Raw genomic sequence first — 17,650 nt, 5'->3', positions numbered from 1 at the left:
AAGATCGCCGACGTGGTCCGCGAGTCCGGCCCGATGGCGCTGGAGAACATGGAGATCGCCGACCCGTTCCTCGCCCAGGGCGCGCGCGGCATCGCCGACGGCTACGACCGGGACTTCATCCGCGACACGATGGAGCGCGACCGCGACAACGTCCTCACGCATCCCGATGAGGGCTTGAGGGTCTGCCGGGCCTACGGCGACTGCGCCCCGGCCTGGGGCCTGATCGGCCCGATCCTCGGCCCGGTGGCGATGTTCGCCAACATGTCCGCCCCCTCGAAGCTCGGGCCCGCCATGGCGACCGCGCCGCTGGCCACGCTCTACGGCGCCGGGATCGCCAACCTGATCACCCTGCCGCTCGCCGACAAGCTGCCCGTGAAGCTCGAGGAGGCGGACGTCTCGCGCTCGCTGATCATCGACGGCATCCCCGACACCCCCGACCTGGCGGCCAACCGGCGGGTGACCGTGACGCTGCTGACGGAGGCGCCGCCGGTGCCGAACGTGAAGGGACTGCCGTAGGGCGACCCACCGCCGGCGGTCGGGGTTTCGAGAGGTCCGCGCCCTCTTGCGGGTGCAGGGCAGAGCCCTTGGAAACCGTCTTTCCGCTGGTGTCGCGTCCTACTTGGCGGTGAGCAGCGCCCAGTAGACCTTGTACTTCGAGCCCGGCGCGTACGCGGTGGCGATCCCCATCCGGGTCGCCCGGGGGTCGAGCATGGTGGCGTCGTGCGGGGGGCTCTCGCGCCAGCCCGAGAAGGCTTCGGCCAGGGTGTGGTAGCCGGCCGACAGGTTGGCGTTCACGTCGGAGAAGCCGAGCCGTCCGACCGCGGACTTCACGGTCTGCGCCCGGCTCGGCCGGTCGGCGAGCGCCATGGCGGCCACCTCCGCCTCGGCCAGCCGCTGCAGTTCGGGATCCACCGTCAGCGGGCCGGCGCCGCGGTTGCGGCGATAGGACGAGATCATGTCCCGGGCGGCGTCGGTGTCGACATGGGCGGTCTGGCTGGCCAGCGGCAGGTAGATGCTCGGCAGCGCCGTCTTGGTCGGCACCTGGGCGGCACAGGCGCCGAGCAGCGCCAGCGCCGGGATACAGGCCGCCGCCCGGAAGCCGCGTCTCAGGTTGCGTCCGCCCACGTTCGAAGGTCCATGCTCTGCGCATCCGGCTTGGACGCCCGAGCGATATAGGGAGCGCGGGGCGATTGCGCGACCGGCTCCGCCGCCCGGGCCGCCCGTCCTCAGCCTCCGGCGCTGCGGAGCCCACGGTCGCGCTGCTGTTGGGCCGGCAATGCCCCGGCCTCCTTCGCCTCTTGAGGGTCGGAGACTGGCGCACCCTGCCCGAACCGGCTCGCGATCTCGCCCATGGCGGCCTGCATCGCCTCGAAGCCCTGCACGGTCACGATGCTGGCGCCGGGGCCGAGCGGTGGGATGAAGCCCGCCCCCGAGAGGGTCGCGAACACCGCGTAGTTCAGGTCGGTCTGGACCTTCTGGCCGAGGCTGACATCGACGATCCAGACCAGCAGCTCGAATTCCAGGAACGGGTCGCCGATCTTCTTGAACACCACCCGGGGCGCCGGGTCCTTCAGCACGTCGGCATGGCCCTGCGCGCAGCCGACGATCATCTCGGCGGCCCGCACCGGATCCTGGTTGCGCAGGACGCTGACCGTGATGCTGACCCGGCCGGAGCGGTCGCCGCGCACCCGGTTCTTGACCACCCCGGAGATCAGGTTCGAGTTCGGTACGATCACGGACGAGCGGTCGAAGGTCTGGATCTCGGTGGAGCGCACCGAGATGCGCTTCACGATGCCCTCCGAATCGCCGATCACCACCTGGTCGCCGACCCGGATCGGGCGCTCCCAGAGCAGCAGCAGGCCGGAGACGAAGTTGTTGACGATCGATTGCAGGCCGAAACCGATACCGACCGACAGGGCGCCGGCCACGATGGTGAGCTTCTCCAGGCTCAGGCCCAGATACGAGAAGGCGAGCGCCAGGGCGAGCAGGAAGCCGCAATAGCCCGCGATCGTGGTGATCGAGTTGCGCAGGCCGGCGTCCAGGTCGGTGGCCGGCAGGTAGGTCAGTTCGAGCCAGCGCTGCACCGCCCGGGTGACGAACACGCCGAGCACCAGGATGCCGATGCCGAACGCGATGCTCGAGAGCGAGATCGTGACGTCGCCGACCTTGAAGCCGAAGAAGGCCTGCCGGATCGACGAGACGATGTCGGTGGAATCGAGCCCCCAGGGCGCCAGCACCAGCAGCGCCGCCACCAGGATCAGCACCACCCGGGCGGCCCCGGTCGCCAGCACCGAGATCTGGTTCAGCGAGCGCTTGCGCAGGCCGGTATTGGCCTGGAGCGTGGTGGCCAGCCGGGTCTCGTCGGTGAGCGCGCGGCCGATGAACGTGTCGACGCTCTGGACCAGCAGGTAGAGCAGGACCAGGACGCTCGCGGCCCAGATCAGCTGATCGATCAGGAAGGCTGCGAAGGCGACGTAGCCCACCAGCGCGCCGAGCCCGATCAGCCCCACGGCGGCCCAGCCGAGCAGCCGGGCCGGGCCGCCGATGCCCGTGGTGGTCTTGGTCGGCACGTAGGGGCCGAAGCAGGCCTCCTCCTCCTGATCGGTGTCGGCGAACCGGTGCAGGCCGACCGCCAGGATCAGCGCCGTGGCCACGGCGCCGAGGCCCCGGGTCGCGATCGAGATCGGCAGGGCCGCCGAGATCCCGGAATTCAAGGCCTCCACGGATTTCACCACGGTGAGCACCGTGGCGATGCCGACCGCCAGCCGGGTCAGCCGGGTGGCCGCCGCGTCGCCGACCGGGGCGGGGCGCCAGGCCGGCTTGTCGGGGCTGAGCAGCCCGTCGCACAGGGCCTCCACGAAGGCGATGAAGGCGAGGCCGCCCAGGATCGCGGCGGCCACCGGAAGCAGCCGGGAGGGCAGCAGGTTGGTGGCGTCGAGCGCGTAGTAGACCGCGTAGGAGCCCGCCACCGCCGGCACGGTGCCGAGCAGGATCACCCGCCAGGCGGCCAGCAGGGTCGCGCGCCGCGACGGCTCGGCGGTGGCGGCATCCCGCCGGGCGGCCCGGGGGGCGATGTTGCGCCGCCCGAAATACAGCGCGATCGAGATCCCGAAGGCGAGCCCCAGGAACAGCAGGTTGCCGATGCTGCCGTTGCGGGAGAACAGCAGCCCGATATCCGACACGGCGCTCTGCAGGGAGCGGGTATCCCGCGGCACGTCGGCCATGACCTTGGTCCAAAGGCCCGGCCCGACCAGGGGCTGCGAGCGCTGGAACAGGTCGCGGGTGAACGATTCGCGGCGGCGGTTCGAAACCCGGTCGATGATCTGGTCGCCCTGCACCTGCAGGGAGCGGGCGAGGCGCTGGGTCTCGTCGATGCGGGCGACGGCGGCGTCGCGCTCCACCCGCTGCTCGGCGACGTCGGGGCTCTCCTGGGTGTCCTTGGGCTTCGGGCCGAGCTGGGTCAGCCGCTCGCGCGCCGCCTCGAGCGGCGTGTCGAGCCGGGTGATCAGCGCGCGGATCTCCTCCGTGACGGTGGCGGCGCTGTCGCGAATCGACGCCAGGTCCGTCGGGGTCAGGTCGGGATGCCCGAGCTGCTTCTCGCGGGCCTCGAGCTCGGCCTTGGCGGCGTCGAGCTGGGCCCGGACCGCCTTGAGCGGCTCGGACATCTCGGGCTGGGGCGCGGCGGGCTTCGGCGCGGCCGGCTTCCCGTCAGCCCCTTTGGCATCAGAAGGCTTGGCATCAGAAGGCTTGGCGTCGGCAGGCTTGCCCTCCGCGGCCTGTCCGGCCGGGCTCCCGCCCTGCGCCGAGGCCGGCGGCACGGCCGCCAGGATCCCCAGCATCAGCGCGGCCAGGACGGCCAGCACGACGCGGGGCGCGCGGCGCGGCGTTCGGCTTCCGGGAGCGCACCAGCGTGCGGATCATGGGCTACCTCTCGTCGGGCGCGGCAGGCGCGCGTTCGGGGGCCGGCATCGGCGGACCGGCGGTCGTCGGGAACCGCGCGGGCCGCCTGCGGGCCTCTTGGAGCGCCCGCCGCCGGAGGGGACATCGGTTCGGCGTCGGCGAGCACGGGATATCGAAGCCGCACGAATCGGGACCGCCGGCGGCGCGGCCGGGCCCGATTCGCGCGGCCGAGCGCTGTGGGCGAGCAATAGGGCCAAACCGTGCCCCTGCCCACCCTCGGGCCGATCGCCCGTCCCCGCGGCGAGCTCCGGGACAGGCTTCAGGACCGGCTTCGGGACAGGTTTGGGGGCCGGCTTTGGGACAGGCTTCGGGACTGGCTTGGGGGCCGGCTGTGGGTGCGTCCCCGGGACCCGGCGGGAAAAGCTTCACAAGGGTGTCACGGTGGGATTAGATGAACACCTTATGGACAGGGCCTTTTCGTCGTCACGCGAAAGGGTTCGGCCGGCTCCGAAGCCGGTCCGGCCCGGCCGCGTTCCGGTTGCTACCGCACCGACTGGCGCCTTCGCGCGCCGGCCCGCCGCCCTGTTGCTCCTTCCGCCTCTCCCGCCGAGCCGACGCCCCGTCCGCCGGCCCGTCCTGCACCGGCCCCCGGCTGCGTCGGACGGGCCGGTGGGGCGACGGCGCGTTCCCGCGCGTTACACGCGTCAGAGATAGTCTGAAGAGTCGCGCCGATGATGGATCTCCAAACCCTCGTCCTGAACGCGGATTATCGGCCGCTCTCGTACAATCCGCTCTCGCTCTGGTCGTGGAAGGACGCCTTCACGGCCCTGTTCCTCGATCGCGTCACCTTGGTGGCGAGCTACGACGTCGAGGCGCGCTCGCCCTCGCGGGCGCTGCGGGTGCCGAGCGTAGTGGCGCTGAAGAACTACGTGACGCTGGCCCGCAGCCCCGCCTTCACCCGCTACAACATCTACCTGCGTGACGGCTTCAGCTGTCAGTATTGCGGGTTGCGGCTGCCCTCGGGCGGCCTGACCTTCGACCACGTGGTGCCGCGCTCCCGGGGCGGCCTGTCGAGCTGGGAGAACGTCGTGGCGGCCTGCTCGCCCTGCAACCTGCGCAAGGCCAACCGCACCCCGCAGGAGGCCGACATGCCCCTCGCCACTGAGCCGCGCCGGCCGACCCGCTATGAGCTGCACCACCGGCAGCCCGAGTTCGACCACCGCCAGTATCACCACACCTGGCTCGACTACCTGTACTGGGACAGCGAACTGGAGAGCTGAGACTGATTCACCAAGCCGGCCCGCGGCGGGGCGGCTCGTTGTACATCGGGACGTTGTGGTTGCGCGGCAGGTAGCCCCGGACGATCACGGGCGGCGGCACCGCCGTCAGGTCGGGCCGCACGCGGACGACGCGCCGGAGGCGGGGCGGATCGAAGCCGCGATCCTCGGGCCAAGCGGAGGCCGGGACGGGGGCGAGGGCGGCGAGCAGGATGGTCGCGAGCATGGCCCGCGCGCGCATCGGCCGTCGGGCGGAGCAGGGCGCTGTCATGGTCGGTCTCCGGCCGGCATCGGGGCGATCAGAACTTGAGGGCCGCGCCGCCACGGATGGTGTTCAGCTCGGCACGATGCCCGTTGAAGCTCTGGAACAGCACGTACTGGTACTCGCCCCGCAGCAGGATGTTGGGCGTGATCGCGTATTCGAGACCGAATCCCAGGGCGACGCCGCCGATCGTCTTGGTCTTGGCGTTGGCCACCAGCGTGCTCGGGCCGTACGGAATGGTCTGGGCGCCCTGTCCGGCCGGGGTCGACCGGTTCAGCGGGAAGTTTTGGTTGAAGCTGGCATAGCCGTGATTGTAGACGGCCGCCGGCAGGCCCGTGGTCAGGGCTTGGTTGGCCGCATAGGTCGTAGCGCCGTAGCCGTAATTCTGGACCGCGACGGTGTCGTTGATCGTCACCCGGCCGACCGCGAGGCCTCCGGTCACGTAGGGCAGCAGGTTGCCGAAGGCGTAGCCGGCCCGGGCGCGGATGCTGCCGTAATCGTCGATCCGCGTGTTCGACGTACCCGAGAGATTGACCGATTCGGAATTGCCCGCGGCCGTCGTCATGATCCGGCTGATGCCGTTGGTCGACCAGCTGTTCATGTCCGCGTGCGTGTAGTCGGCCTCGATACCCAGGACGATCTCGTCGAACTGGATGTTGTAGCCGGCAAACGCACCGAAGCTGGCGCTCTTCACGCGGGTCCCGGGCAGCGACAGAAACTTCGAGACGCCGAACTCGCTCTCGACCGCGCTGTAGCTGAAGTCTTGCGCGAGGGTCGATTGCAGGGCATCGCGCTGCGCCAGGCCGCCCGACGTATACCCGCCATGGCCGCCGACATACACGCCGCTCCAGTCGAGCACCGGAGCCGGGGCCGGATCGTAATCGGCGCCGCGCAGGTAATCGTAATCCAGGTCGGCGGCCCGGGCGGTGCTCGCGCCGCAGAGGCCGAGGATCGCCAGCAGCGGCAGGGTGACGGTGCGCATCGGGATCGTCCTGGAACTGCGAGACGGACGGCAGATCGGGCCTCGATGCAGAGATAGTTGGGTAACCTTAAGCGTCCGTTATTTCAGAGCTCTTCGCGCGTCCCGTTTCGATCATTGCGACTTGGATCAAACTATCCGGCAGCCCGATTCTGGTCTCCCACTCCTCCCGTTCCGCCGCAGCCCGGTCGCAAAACGAAAAACGGCGCGGAGGACATCCGCGCCGTCGGCCGTCAGAGCGTTGAGAAAAAAATCAGTACTTGCGGACCAGCGGTCCGGGGATCGGCTCCGGCATCAGCGGCGGCAGGGGCGCCGCGACGAGGCCGCCGAGGTAATAGCGCAGGCCGATCTTCACGTCGTGCGCCTCAATGTCCTTCACCTTGATCGCCTGCAGGCTGCCGGTGCAGCACGGCACGAAGCCCGGGCCGGTCTCGGCCTTGCCGAGGTTGAGGTAGCGGTACGCCACCTCGATCTTCAGGGCGTCGCTGACGTCATAGGCGAGACCGGCATGCAGCGCCCAGGCGAAGCTGCCGCTGGTCTTGCTCTTGTAGAACTTGCTGCCGCTGTTGGTGTTGTATACCGGATTGCCGTTGCTGTCGTAGACTGGCGCGTAGTTGTAGTACGCCTGCCCGCACTTGCAGTCGTAGATCGGGTTGCCGTAATCGTAGGCGTAGGTCGGGCTGGTGAACTGCTGGTTCGTCGAGTAGCCCGAGACGTGGTTGAAGGCGTAGCCGACACCGCCGCCGATGAACGGCGTGATGCCGTACCACGTGCCGAGGTCGAAATACGCGTTGGCCAGCACCACCGCGGAATCGAAGTTGCTGGACGACTTGTTGACCCCGTAGGAGCCGAGGCCGTTGTCGAACTCGGGGCCCTTGTAATACTCGCTGCCGCGCAGGCCGGTGGAGTAACGATACTCGCCGGTCACGTCGCCGCGCAGGAACGGGGTGAACTGATAGCCGACGCCGACGCCCGCGAACCCGCCGCCGCCGATCTCGTTGCCGAACGAGCGGTTGGCATCCGGATAGCCGGTGTAATCGTAGGCCTCGCTGTATCGCGGCCGCGTGTAGACGCTCGCGCCGACGTCGCCGCGCAGGTACCAGCCGCCGCCGACCTCGATCGGGGGCGGAGGGGCGGCGGCGGAGGCGGGGCAACAGGTCCGCGGCAGCGGCCAGGCAGGGCGCGCCGACGCTCGCCGCGAGCGTCAGGCTGCGCACCAAAGCGTTCAGCTTGGAGCGGGCCATGGAGATTCCTTCACTAGACTCGTGTGCCGGAGGCTTGGCATGCCGGCTCTGTTGACGAGGCGAAGGATGGATCGAACGTCTTAAATCCGGCTTAACGTTAAATGTTAGCCTTGCCGGCTGCTTACGGTCCGCAAACCTGCACCCCAGGGAAGGATTTGCTAGTCTTGCCCGCACCATCCCGCACCGTCAGGACGACGACGCCCGCCGGCGGATCGGGCTGAGCCGGTGTTGCCCGAGGACGTGCGCATCCTGGCGCTGATGCTGCCGGAGACGGTGGCGGGCGCCCACCGCGGCAACCCGGATTTCCGGGTCGGCGGCCGGGTCTTCGCGACCCTGTGGGTGGAGGAGGACCGGGTGGTGCTGCGCTTGGCCCCGGCCGACCAGGCCGCGTTGTGCGAGGCCGAGCCGGACCTGTTCACGCCCCTGGACGGCGCCTGGGGCCGGCGCGGCTGGACCAATCTCGACCTCGACCCGTGCGAGGAGGAGACCCTGCGCGCCGCCCTGCTGGCGGCCTGGCGGACCACCGCGCCCGCTTTGCTGCGCGCCGCATATGCGTGAGCGCGAAAGCCCCGCCGAAGGGCCGCGGGCCCCTCGGGACCCCCGACCTCAGGCTGCGACTTTGGTGACGGCCTCGACCACCTCGTCGACCACCTCGTTGACGAGGCCGCGGTCGTCGCCCTCGGCCATCACGCGGATCACCGGCTCGGTGCCGGAGGGGCGGATGACCAGGCGGCCGCCATTGCCCAGCCGGGCGCGGGCCTGGGCGATGGCGCTGACCACGCTGTCCTGGCTGAGCGGCTCGCCGGCCCGGTAGCGTACGTTCTTGAGGATCTGCGGCAGCGGGTCGAAGCAGTGGCAGACCTCGCTCACCGGCCGGCCCTGGCGCTGGACCACGCTCAGGATCTGCAGGGCCGCCACCAGGCCGTCACCCGTGGTGGTGTAGTCCGACATGATGATGTGGCCGGATTGCTCGCCGCCGAGGTTGTAGCCGTGCTCGCGCATGTGCTCGAGCACGTAGCGGTCGCCGACCGCGGTGCGGGCCAGCGACAGGCCGAGGCCGCCGAGAAAGCGCTCCAGGCCGAGATTGGACATGATGGTGGCCACCAGCCCCGGCTGGGTGAGCCGCTCGTCCTCCTGCCAGGAGCGCGCGACCACCGCCATCAGCTGGTCGCCGTCGACCACGTGGCCCTTCTCGTCGACGATCAGCACCCGGTCGGCGTCGCCGTCCAGCGCGATGCCGATATCGGCCCGGCGCTCGCGCACCTTGGCGACCAGGGCGGCCGGGGCGGTGGAGCCGACATCCCGGTTGATGTTGAACCCGTCCGGCTCGGTGCCGATGGCGATCACCTCGGCGCCGAGCTCCCACAGGGTCTCGGGGGCGACCCGGTAGGCGGCGCCGTTGGCGCAATCGACCACCACCCGCAGGCCGTCGAGGGTCACGTGCCGGGGCAGGGTGCGCTTGGCGAACTCGATGTAGCGGGCGTGCACACTCTCGATCCGCTTCGCCCGGCCGAGGTCGGCGGAGCCGGCCAGCTTGGTGTGCAGCTCGGCGTCGATCAGCTCCTCGATCTCACGCTCGATCGCGTCGTTGAGCTTGAACCCGTCGGGCCCGAACAGCTTGATGCCGTTATCCTCGAAGGCGTTGTGCGAGGCCGAGATCATCACCCCGATATCGGCCCGCATCGAGCGGGTCAGCATCGCCACCGCGGGGGTCGGCACCGGGCCGAGCAGCAGCACGTCCATGCCGACCGAGGTGAAGCCCGCCACCAGGGCGGTCTCGATCATGTAGCCCGACAGGCGGGTGTCCTTGCCGATCACCACCCGGTGGCGGTGGTCGCCGCGCTGGAACACCAGACCCGCCGCCTGGCCGACCTTCAGGGCGAGTTCCGGGGTGATCACCCCGTTGGCCCGGCCCCGGATGCCGTCGGTTCCGAAATACTTGCGCGCCATCACGATCTCCGGTGCCGGGCCTCTCGTCCGGCCAACGCGGCGACAGAGTAGCGCGACAGAACTTAGCAGATTGGATTGCCCCGGGTGCTCCCCGACAAAGACGGTCGAAATGCGGCGTGCCCCGGCGCGGGGCGCTACAGCACCCGCGGGAGCGCCGCCGTGAGCAGCGTCACGCCGGAGACCGTCAGGAGGCCGAGCACCACCCGGCGGAACGCCGTCTCGCTCAGGCCGACATAGACCCGTGTGCCGAGGAAGACCGGGATCAGCATGGCGGGCAGCACCACGGCCAGCATCGGCAGCGCCGTCCGGGTGACGAGTCCGGAGCCGAGATAAACCAGCATCGTGACCGCCAGCATCGTCAGGTTGAAGTTCTGGATGATCGTGCGCTGCACATCGCGCTCGTAGCCGCGCAGGACGCACCACAGGGTCGGCAGCGTGCCGGTGAAGCCGCCGAGCCCGCCGAGCAGGCCGCCGCCCAGGCCGACGGCGGCATCCGCCAGCCGCCCGCCCACGGTGATCCGCGGCAGGTCCTTGGCGAGCAGCATCGCCGGGCACCACACCACCAGCAGGGTGCCGAGCACCAGCTTGAACCAGTCGGCATTGAGGTGCGGCAGCAGGAGCACGCCCAGCGGAATCCCGGCCAGCCCGCCCAGCACGAACGGGGCGAGGCGGGCCCGGTCGACGCCGCGCCGGACCGTCACGGCGGCCACGATCTGGCCGGTCAGAGATCCGGCCACCGCCAGGACGGCGGCCAGTTGCGGATCGATCACCCAGGCCCAGAACGACAGGGCCACGAGCCCGAAGGCGAAGCCCGACAGCCCCTGCACGAACCCGGCGACCGCGGCCCCGAGGCCGACGACGAGATAAACGGACAACGCCATCGGGTACGCGGCTCGGAAAGATCCCGCTCCCGGTCTTTCCGATTCGCCCACCGGATCCGAGCCTCCGGCCGAGCTTGCGGGGGGTGTTCGCGGACAGGCGGGGCGGATTGTCAGGGGGGGCTGGAGGCTCCGGTCCGGAACCGAGACGCGCCCTCGCTGCGCGGCGATCCGGGGGGTTCACATATCGGTCGGCGTCGATCGCGACGTGCCCCGTCTCCCGTGCGAGAGAGGCAGGGGTGAAGGATACGCCCTCTCCGGAAGAACCCGTCCCCTCAACCCTGTCCCTCTCGCTAACGGGAGAGGGGACCCGCGCCACAGCGTTCACGGCCGGAGACCGCTTGACGCAGAAAACCCAACGAAAAAGGGCGCCTCGCGGCGCCCTTCTCGTATCGTCGTCGACCGGGATCAGGCCTGCGGCTGCGGCTCCAGGCCACCGTCGCTCTCCTTCGGGCGGCCACGGCCCGCGGAGGGGACCGAGGAGCCCCGGGCCGGGGTCGGGGGCACGTCGCCGCCGTCGCGGAGCGGGGGCTGGCCCTTCAGCAGGTTGCGGATCTCGTCGCCCGAGAGGGTCTCGTATTCGAGCAGCCCTTGAGCGAGCGCCTCCAGGTCGTCCTTGTGCTCGGCCAGGATGCGCCGGGCCTCCTCCAGGCCGGTCTCGACCAGGCGGCGGACTTCGGCGTCGATCTTCTGGGCGGTCGATTCCGACACCGATTGCTGCCGGCCCATCGACATGCCGAGGAAGACCTCGTCGTTATTCTCGCCGTACGCCACGGTGCCGAGCTCAGGCGAGAAGCCCCAGCGGGTCACCATCATCTTGGCGAGACGGGTCGCCTGCTCGATGTCCGACTGGGCGCCCGACGTGACCTTGTCCCGGCCGAAGGTCATCTCCTCGGCGATGCGGCCGCCCATCATGATCGCCAGCCGCGAGGTCATCTGCTCGAAGCTCATGGAGAGCTTGTCGCGCTCGGGCAGCTGCATGACCATGCCGAGCGCCCGGCCGCGCGGGATGATGGTCGCCTTGTGCACCGGATCGGTGGCCGGGACGTTGAACGCCACGATGGCGTGGCCGCCCTCGTGATAGGCGGTGAGCCGCTTCTCGTCCTCGGTCATCACCAGGGTGCGCCGCTCGGCGCCCATCATGACCTTGTCCTTGGCGTCCTCGAACTCGTGCATCGTGACGATGCGCTTGCCGCGACGGGCCGCCAGCAGCGCCGACTCGTTGACGAGGTTCATCAGGTCGGCACCCGAGAAGCCGGGGGTGCCGCGGGCGATCACCTTGAGGTCGACATCGGGGGCCAGCGGCACCTTGCGGACATGGACCCGCAGAATGCGCTCGCGGCCGGTGACGTCCGGGTTCGGCACCATGATCTGGCGGTCGAACCGGCCCGGGCGCAGCAGCGCCGGGTCGAGCACGTCGGGGCGGTTGGTCGCCGCGATGATGATGACGCCTTCGTTGGCCTCGAACCCGTCCATCTCCACGAGGAGCTGGTTCAGGGTCTGCTCGCGCTCGTCGTTGCCGCCGCCGAGGCCGGCGCCGCGATGGCGGCCGACCGCGTCAATCTCGTCGATGAAGATGATGCAGGGCGCGTTCTTCTTGGCCTGCTCGAACATGTCGCGCACGCGGCTGGCACCGACACCCACGAACATCTCGACGAAGTCGGAGCCCGAGATGGTGAAGAACGGCACGTTGGCCTCGCCCGCGACCGCCCGGGCGATCAACGTCTTACCGGTGCCGGGCGGGCCGACGAGCAGCACGCCGCGCGGGATCCGGCCGCCGAGCCGCTGGAACTTTTGCGGGTCGCGGAGGAATTCCACGATCTCTTGGAGGTCTTCCTTGGCCTCCTCGACGCCCGCGACGTCGTCGAACGACACGCGGCCGTGCGCTTCGTTCAGGAGCTTGGCCTTGGACTTGCCGAAGCCCATGGCGCGGCCGGCGCCGGACTGCATCTGGCGGCTGAGGAAGATCCAGGCGCCGATGAAGACGAGGATCGGCAGCCAGCTCACGAGCAGCTGGATGAACCAGGGGGTGTTGTCGGACGGCGGGCGGGCCGTGATCGTCACGCCCTTACCCTGGAGCTTGGAGACCAGGCTCGGGTCGTTGGGCGCGTAGCTGGTGAAGTTGCCGCCCCCGACATAGGTGCCGGACACGTCCTGCCCGGAGATCACCACCGACTGGATCTTGCCGGCATCGGCATCGTTGAGGAGCTGGCTATAGGCGATCTCGCTGCCGCCGCCCCGGTGACCCGGGTTCTGGAACAGCGTGACGAGGGCCAGCACCAGCAGGAAGATGACGACCCACAAGGCAAAGTTGCGAAAATTCGGGTTCATCGATCGATCCTTGGTGCGTGCGGCCCCCTAGACGGACACCTCGCGCGGCTTTGCCGGTCCATCCGTGCACACCTCGCCAATGTAGGCGGGGGGGGCTGCGTTGCCAAGTAAGCCGCTCCCCCCTGCGGCGAGGGCAGCATCTATCCGTCAATCGGCGGTCTTGTGCCGGCGAGGCGGCGCGGCCGCCAGGCTGACCGTGCCGGCGGCATCCGCGGCGATCAGGATCCCGGCCAGGGTCCGCCGGATCGGCTCCCGGCGGCGCAGGGCCGGCAGCAGGCCCCGAGGACCAGGGATTCCAGGCGCTCGAGGCGGCGCGGCGCGGCCCCGGCCCGGGTGAGGGCGGCGTCGAGACAGCGCAGGGCCGTGGCCTCCGGCAGGGTCGCCAGCACGGCGCCGTCGAGGCGCATCGCGGCGGCATCGGTATTCTTTGCCGGGAGCACAGCCGCCGCGAGGGCGTGTGCGGCCATGACCCGGAGGGCGGCGTCGTCCCGGGCGGCCCGCTCGGCCAGGCGTGCGAGCCGCGCCGGGCTCAGGCCCTCTGCCGCCAGGGCGGCCCAGGTGGCGCGCAGGCGGGCGCGGGCGAAGCGCGGATCGGCATTGGCCGGATCACGGACATGGGAGATGCCGCGGGTCTCGCACCACGCCGTCAGGGTCGCCTTCGGCAGGGCCAGGAACGGCCGACCGAGGGTGATGCCGGGGGCGAGCGGGCGCTCGGCCCGCATGCCGGCGAGCCCGGCCGGTCCGCTGCCCGCGGCAAGCCGCATCAGCACGGTCTCGGCCTGGTCGTCCCGGGTATGGCCGGTGAGCACAAGGCCGGCGCCGACCGCCTCGGCATGGGCGGCCAGCAGCCGGTAGCGGGCAGCCCGGGCCGCATCCTGCAGGCCGGTGCCGGGCTTCGAGCCAGCCCAGGCGAGGACCGCGTGCGGCAGGCCGAGCGCCCAGGCCGCCCGGCCGACGCCCTCGGCTTCCGGGCCTGAATCCGGGCGCAGGCCGTGATCGACGGTGGCGACCCACACGGTTGCCGCAAGCGCGGCGGCGGCGTGCATCAGCGCGCTCGAATCGGGCCCCCCCGAGACGGCGAGCAGCACGCCGCGCTCGGGCCGACCAAGCCAGGGCGCGAGGGCGCGGAGGACCGGATCGTCCGACGGTCCAGTCATGGATTCAAAAGGTCCCCGACCTTTTGCGGGTCCAGGGCAGAGCCCTGGTATCTCGTGGGCTCCGCCCCCGAACTCCGCCAAAGGGCACGCCCTTTGGGATCCCCGATCAGGCCGCGCAGCGGGCGCGCTTCTGCTCCCGGGCGACGCCCTGGCGGACGCCGGAGCCGGCATTGGGGAATTTCCGGTCCAGCTCGGCGAGCGTCGCGCAGGCCTGCTCGCGGGCGCCCAGCGCGTTGAGCGTGACGCCGAGCTTCAGCATCGCGTCCGGCGCCTGGGACGAGCGGGCGTAATCGGTGGAGACCTTCAGGAACTGCTCGGCCGCCTCGCGGTTGCGGCCGCGGGCCAGGTAGCTCTCGCCGAGCCAGTAGGTCGCGCTGGCGACCCGGTTGTCGCGGGGATGCGACTGGATGAACTGGCGCAGGCCCATCTCGGCCTGCTCGTACTGCTTGGAACGGTAGAGCTCGACCGCGGTCTCGTAATCGGCGGACGGATCTCCGGTCCGGGTGGCGGCCACGCTCTCGGCGGGGCGGGCCGCCGGGACCGGGATCGCGCCGGTGCGGGCGGGCGGGCGCAGGTCCACGGGCTCGTCGTAGCCGGGGCGGCGCCCTCGGCGTCCGGATCCTCGTCGTCGATCGCGGCCCGGGGCACCGCCTGCGGCCGCACAGGGGCCGCCTCGGCGGCCTCCCGGGCCGGCAGCGGCGGGGAGGCCGGCGTGCTGCCGAGCGGCATCGGCGCTCCGGGTGCGCCAGGGGCCTGGGACGGGTCGAAGGCGTCGCCGCGCTTGCCGGGGCGGCCGGAGCCCGGATTGCCACCGTTGACCGTACCGGACGGGGCGGGGGCCGCCGAGGGCGCCGACGGGCTGGATCTGCCGCCGCCCTTACCCTCGTTCAGGCGAAACTCGACATCCTCCTGGAACTTGCGCAGCTGCTCTTTCAGCTGCCGGTTCTCGTATTGGAGGGTCTCGATCTGCCCGGACATGATCCGGGACTGGTTCTCGATGCGACCCAGGCGCACCACCAGTTCCGAGGCATCCTGCGCGGCGGCCGGATGGCCGAGGAGCAGGGCCCCGAGGATCGTGGTGAGCGCGAGGCGGGTGCGAAGGCGGGCGGGCATGATGGGCTGCGGTCCGATGGAAGCGCGAGGCCCTATCAGATGCGCCGTTCCGCGGCAAAACTGCGGCGCGGTCCGGTCGAACCCGGGGCCGACGCTGTCTTCGCAGAAAAGCCTGCCGACTCTGTGAAGAATCGGCAGGCGGACGGACCTCTTGGCCGTCTCTGCGAAGATTACGCCCCGGCGCCGCGGTCGAGCACGATCACCGCGCGGCGGTTCTGCGACCAGCACGAGATGTCGTTGCACACCGCCACCGGCCGCTCCTTGCCGTACGAGACCGTGCGCATCCGGCTCGCCCCGATGCCCCGGGTGGCCATGTAGTCGTTGACCGCCTGGGCCCGGCGGGCGCCCAGCGAGAAGTTGTATTCGCGGGTGCCGCGCTCGTCGGCATGGCCCTCGATGATGAAGGTGTAGCGCGGGTAGCGCTGCAACCAGGCGGCCTGCTTGTCGAGGGTCGCGGTGGCGGTGGGGGTCAGATCGGTGGAATCCGATTCGAAGAAGACCCGGTCGCCGATATTGACGACGAAGTCCTGTGCGCTGCCCGGGGTCGCGGCGCCGGCGCCGAACGCGGAGGCGTCGGCGAGGTCCTTGTCGTTGCTGCAGGCGCCGAGTCCGAGGCCGGCGCAGAGCGCGAGGCCGAGGGCGAGTGCGCGGAAACGCTGGGGCATGATCGTTCAACTCCTCGAGCGGGGCCGAAGGCCGGCTGCGGGTCTTCGAGGCGGGTCCGCGTCGTCCTGAGCGCCGGTGATAGGCGCGGATGGTTAAGCGACGGTTCCGGCGGGCGCCGCGCAACGTCCTGCGGGCCCGCTTCGGTCGGCGGCGTGCGCTGCCGCACGCACGGCCATGCTGACGCGCCCGGATTGCGGCACCGCCGGGGCGATCGGGCCGGGCGATCGATCAAGCCGAGCCGTTTCCGCCCCGCGAGTTGCCGCGATGCAACAGGGCCGGATACCGCATCCGGGAGCGTTTTAAGACATTCTCAACCCTGTCGGGCCTTGATTCGCATGGAACGCTCGCCGTCGACGCGGATACCTGTTCGGCACACGCGAGCGCATTCCGATCCAAAGACGCCGCGCGATTCCCGGACCCCCAATGCGCCCCGCCCAGTGCGTCCTCATCGTTGAGGACAGCTACCTGCTCCTCGAGATCATCGCGAGCCTGTGCGAGACGCAGGGCATCCGGGTGATCGAGGCCTCCACCGGGGAGGCGGCGCTGACGCTCCTGCGGGCGCGGGGCCACGAGATCGACTGGCTGTTCACCGACATCCACCTGCCCGGCCTGATCGACGGCTGGACCGTGGCCCACGCGTTCCGGGCGCTCCATGCCGACCGGCCGGTGGTCTACACCTCGACCGATGCGAGCGGCGGCCGGGGCGTGGCCGGCAGCCTGTTCCTGCGCAAGCCGTTCCAGGTGGAGGCGGTCAACCGTCTGGTCCGGATGATGGGCGACGGCCTGAGCGACGCCCCGCTCTGCGCGGCGGGCTGAACGCGTCCCGGTTACCCGGCCCGGAACAGCGCGACGATCTCGGGGGTGGCGAGCCAGGTCTCGACCCGCTGGCACGCGAGGTCGCCGGCCGGCAGGGCGTCGTAGAGGGAAAAGCTCGCCGCGATGAAGCCCGGCAGGTCGTAAAGCCTCGGGAAGTCGTCGCCCCGGGGCTTGGTCTTGAACAGGTACGAGCCGATGAGGCCGAAATGCTCGGCAATCGGCGGGTAGAGCGGCCAGACCACGTCCTGGACCAGCTCGTCGCCGAGGTAATCCTCGATCTCCACGGGCTCCGGCGTGAACCCGCTCTCCTGAAGCAGGCGCCGGGCGATATCGCCGATGACGAAGGCCTTGGGGTGGTTCATCAGGTGCATGAAGGCGCCGCGCCGCGCCCAGCGGGTCACCTCCCGGTCCAGGCCGAAGCCCAGGGCGGCGGCGGCCCCGACCAGCTCGCGCACGGCCGGGTCCCAGTGGTCGAGGTAGCCCAGGCGCCGGAACACGGCCTCGCGGAACAGGCCGGCGGTGCGGCCGGCATCGAGGCCGAGCCGGTGGGCGCAGAGGGCGATCGCCGAGTGGTACTGCCCCGTCGGCGAGGGCGCGAGCTTCAGGGCGGCGAGGTCCGAGGCCTGGCCGGCATAGACCATGTCCGGGTGGAAGGCCGAGAACATGATCGCCGGGAACAGCTTGAGCCGTGGGTCGGCCGCCCGCAGAGTGGCGACGTCGCCGCCCGGGATCAGCCCGGCCGGGAAGGTCTGCGAGAAGACGTGATCGTGGGAGCGGAGCGTCCGGACCAGACCGTCGATATGGCCGTGGTCGCGCTTGAGGTAACCCATCGGTATGTAACGCACGGGGCTGCGCGGGGCGAGCAGGCGCATCGCCTGCGCGATGCCCCGGGCCTGGCAATTGCCGAGCACCGCGATGGCCGGCCCGTCACGGGTCGTGGCGGCGCGCGCGCGGTTTCGCCATGGTGTCGCCCAGGTGGGCGCCCAACTGGGGGTCGACAGGGACAACGCGCTGCGGGCGCGCCGGGGCAGATCGTTCAGGGCCACGTCGCGTGCCGGGGTCAGCGGACGGATCAGC

14 protein-coding genes and 2 pseudogenes are annotated in these 17,650 nt (G+C 70.7%); 4 read left to right on the top strand and 12 right to left on the bottom strand.

Going from position 1 to position 17,650, the window contains the following annotated elements; translation table 11 throughout:
* Positions 1 to 12 precede the first annotated feature (12 nt).
* Positions 13 to 516 (top strand): MotA/TolQ/ExbB proton channel family protein, encoded by a 504-nt coding sequence (locus FVA80_RS23480; RefSeq protein WP_246692104.1) that lies wholly within the window; start codon positions 13 to 15, stop codon positions 514 to 516.
* 99 nt (positions 517 to 615) lie between these two features.
* Here FVA80_RS23480 and FVA80_RS23475 read toward each other — a convergent pair whose 3' ends face one another.
* Together FVA80_RS23475 and FVA80_RS23470 are read right to left on the bottom strand one after the other, a co-directional pair.
* Entirely contained in the window at positions 616 to 1,125 is a 510-nt protein-coding gene (locus FVA80_RS23475; RefSeq protein WP_187193488.1) for a CAP domain-containing protein, read from the bottom strand.
* A 101-nt stretch (positions 1,126 to 1,226) separates the two neighbouring features.
* Complete coding sequence (locus tag FVA80_RS23470; RefSeq protein WP_246692456.1) at positions 1,227 to 3,665, bottom strand: DUF3772 domain-containing protein; 2,439 nt, start codon at positions 3,663 to 3,665, stop codon at positions 1,227 to 1,229.
* Positions 3,666 to 4,631: 966 nt separating this feature from the next.
* Here FVA80_RS23470 and FVA80_RS23460 point away from each other — a divergent pair.
* Positions 4,632 to 5,180, top strand: coding sequence for an HNH endonuclease (locus FVA80_RS23460; protein ID WP_007563401.1), 549 nt, complete (start codon positions 4,632 to 4,634; stop codon positions 5,178 to 5,180).
* Between the two features lie 7 nt (positions 5,181 to 5,187).
* Here FVA80_RS23460 and FVA80_RS23455 read toward each other — a convergent pair whose 3' ends face one another.
* The 3 genes from FVA80_RS23455 to FVA80_RS23445 all read right to left on the bottom strand — a co-directional run bounded on the left by FVA80_RS23455 (position 5,188) and on the right by FVA80_RS23445 (position 7,346).
* Complete coding sequence (locus tag FVA80_RS23455) at positions 5,188 to 5,448, bottom strand: hypothetical protein (RefSeq protein WP_246692103.1); 261 nt, start codon at positions 5,446 to 5,448, stop codon at positions 5,188 to 5,190.
* A 28-nt stretch (positions 5,449 to 5,476) separates the two neighbouring features.
* Complete coding sequence (locus FVA80_RS23450) at positions 5,477 to 6,421, bottom strand: outer membrane beta-barrel protein (RefSeq protein WP_147910184.1); 945 nt, start codon at positions 6,419 to 6,421, stop codon at positions 5,477 to 5,479.
* Positions 6,422 to 6,671: 250 nt separating this feature from the next.
* Positions 6,672 to 7,346, bottom strand: a complete 675-nt coding sequence (locus tag FVA80_RS23445) for a hypothetical protein (RefSeq protein WP_246692102.1) — start codon at positions 7,344 to 7,346, stop codon at positions 6,672 to 6,674.
* Between the two features lie 541 nt (positions 7,347 to 7,887).
* On the opposite strand from FVA80_RS23445, the gene FVA80_RS23440 reads away from it, so the two are divergent.
* Entirely contained in the window at positions 7,888 to 8,220 is a 333-nt protein-coding gene (locus FVA80_RS23440) for an MmcQ/YjbR family DNA-binding protein (RefSeq protein ID WP_147910785.1), read from the top strand.
* A 48-nt stretch (positions 8,221 to 8,268) separates the two neighbouring features.
* Here the strand turns inward: FVA80_RS23440 and glmM are convergent, their stop codons facing one another.
* From glmM to pal, 6 genes and pseudogenes are all read right to left on the bottom strand, one after another.
* Positions 8,269 to 9,612, bottom strand: coding sequence for a phosphoglucosamine mutase (gene glmM / locus FVA80_RS23435; RefSeq protein WP_147910786.1), 1,344 nt, complete (start codon positions 9,610 to 9,612; stop codon positions 8,269 to 8,271).
* 134 nt (positions 9,613 to 9,746) lie between these two features.
* Entirely contained in the window at positions 9,747 to 10,493 is a 747-nt protein-coding gene (locus tag FVA80_RS23430) for a sulfite exporter TauE/SafE family protein (RefSeq protein ID WP_147910787.1), read from the bottom strand.
* Between the two features lie 405 nt (positions 10,494 to 10,898).
* Positions 10,899 to 12,821 (bottom strand): ATP-dependent zinc metalloprotease FtsH, encoded by a 1,923-nt coding sequence (gene ftsH / locus FVA80_RS23425; protein WP_147910788.1) that lies wholly within the window; start codon positions 12,819 to 12,821, stop codon positions 10,899 to 10,901.
* Between the two features lie 27 nt (positions 12,822 to 12,848).
* Positions 12,849 to 13,978: pseudogene (tilS, locus tag FVA80_RS23420) on the bottom strand (tRNA lysidine(34) synthetase TilS).
* A gap of 106 nt (positions 13,979 to 14,084) precedes the next feature.
* Positions 14,085 to 15,091 (bottom strand): annotated as a pseudogene (ybgF, locus tag FVA80_RS23415) (tol-pal system protein YbgF).
* Positions 15,092 to 15,261: 170 nt separating this feature from the next.
* On the bottom strand, positions 15,262 to 15,756 hold the full coding sequence (gene pal / locus FVA80_RS23410) for a peptidoglycan-associated lipoprotein Pal (protein ID WP_147909994.1): 495 nt from the start codon (positions 15,754 to 15,756) through the stop codon (positions 15,262 to 15,264).
* Between the two features lie 424 nt (positions 15,757 to 16,180).
* Between pal and FVA80_RS23405 the strand changes: the two genes are divergently transcribed.
* Positions 16,181 to 16,573: a response regulator gene (locus FVA80_RS23405; protein ID WP_147909993.1), complete on the top strand. Its 393-nt coding sequence runs from the start codon at positions 16,181 to 16,183 to the stop codon at positions 16,571 to 16,573.
* An 11-nt stretch (positions 16,574 to 16,584) separates the two neighbouring features.
* Here the strand turns inward: FVA80_RS23405 and FVA80_RS23400 are convergent, their stop codons facing one another.
* Positions 16,585 to 17,619 carry a WcbI family polysaccharide biosynthesis putative acetyltransferase gene (locus FVA80_RS23400; RefSeq protein WP_246692101.1) on the bottom strand — a complete coding sequence of 345 codons (1,035 nt, stop codon included), beginning with the start codon at positions 17,617 to 17,619 and terminating at the stop codon, positions 16,585 to 16,587.
* Positions 17,620 to 17,650 lie beyond the last annotated feature (31 nt).

The organism is Methylobacterium sp. WL1, assembly GCF_008000895.1.
In the GTDB taxonomy this organism is placed as follows: Bacteria; Pseudomonadota; Alphaproteobacteria; order Rhizobiales; family Beijerinckiaceae; genus Methylobacterium.
Note: the sequence above shows the minus strand (reverse complement) of the source record. Positions and strands in the feature narration are given on the sequence as shown.

What these genes read in the sequence shown, in the direction of transcription:
- FVA80_RS23405 (WP_147909993.1), top strand. Translation starts at nt 16,181, where the DNA reads ATGCGCCCCGCCCAGTGCGTCCTCATCGTTGAGGACAGCTACCTGCTC.
- FVA80_RS23450 (WP_147910184.1), bottom strand. Translation starts at nt 6,421, where the DNA reads ATGCGCACCGTCACCCTGCCGCTGCTGGCGATCCTCGGCCTCTGCGGC.
- pal (WP_147909994.1), bottom strand. Translation starts at nt 15,756, where the DNA reads ATGCCCCAGCGTTTCCGCGCACTCGCCCTCGGCCTCGCGCTCTGCGCC.
- glmM (WP_147910786.1), bottom strand. Translation starts at nt 9,612, where the DNA reads ATGGCGCGCAAGTATTTCGGAACCGACGGCATCCGGGGCCGGGCCAAC.
- FVA80_RS23455 (WP_246692103.1), bottom strand. Translation starts at nt 5,448, where the DNA reads ATGACAGCGCCCTGCTCCGCCCGACGGCCGATGCGCGCGCGGGCCATG.
- FVA80_RS23430 (WP_147910787.1), bottom strand. Translation starts at nt 10,493, where the DNA reads ATGGCGTTGTCCGTTTATCTCGTCGTCGGCCTCGGGGCCGCGGTCGCC.
- FVA80_RS23470 (WP_246692456.1), bottom strand. Translation starts at nt 3,665, where the DNA reads ATGTCCGAGCCGCTCAAGGCGGTCCGGGCCCAGCTCGACGCCGCCAAG.
- ftsH (WP_147910788.1), bottom strand. Translation starts at nt 12,821, where the DNA reads ATGAACCCGAATTTTCGCAACTTTGCCTTGTGGGTCGTCATCTTCCTG.
- FVA80_RS23460 (WP_007563401.1), top strand. Translation starts at nt 4,632, where the DNA reads ATGATGGATCTCCAAACCCTCGTCCTGAACGCGGATTATCGGCCGCTC.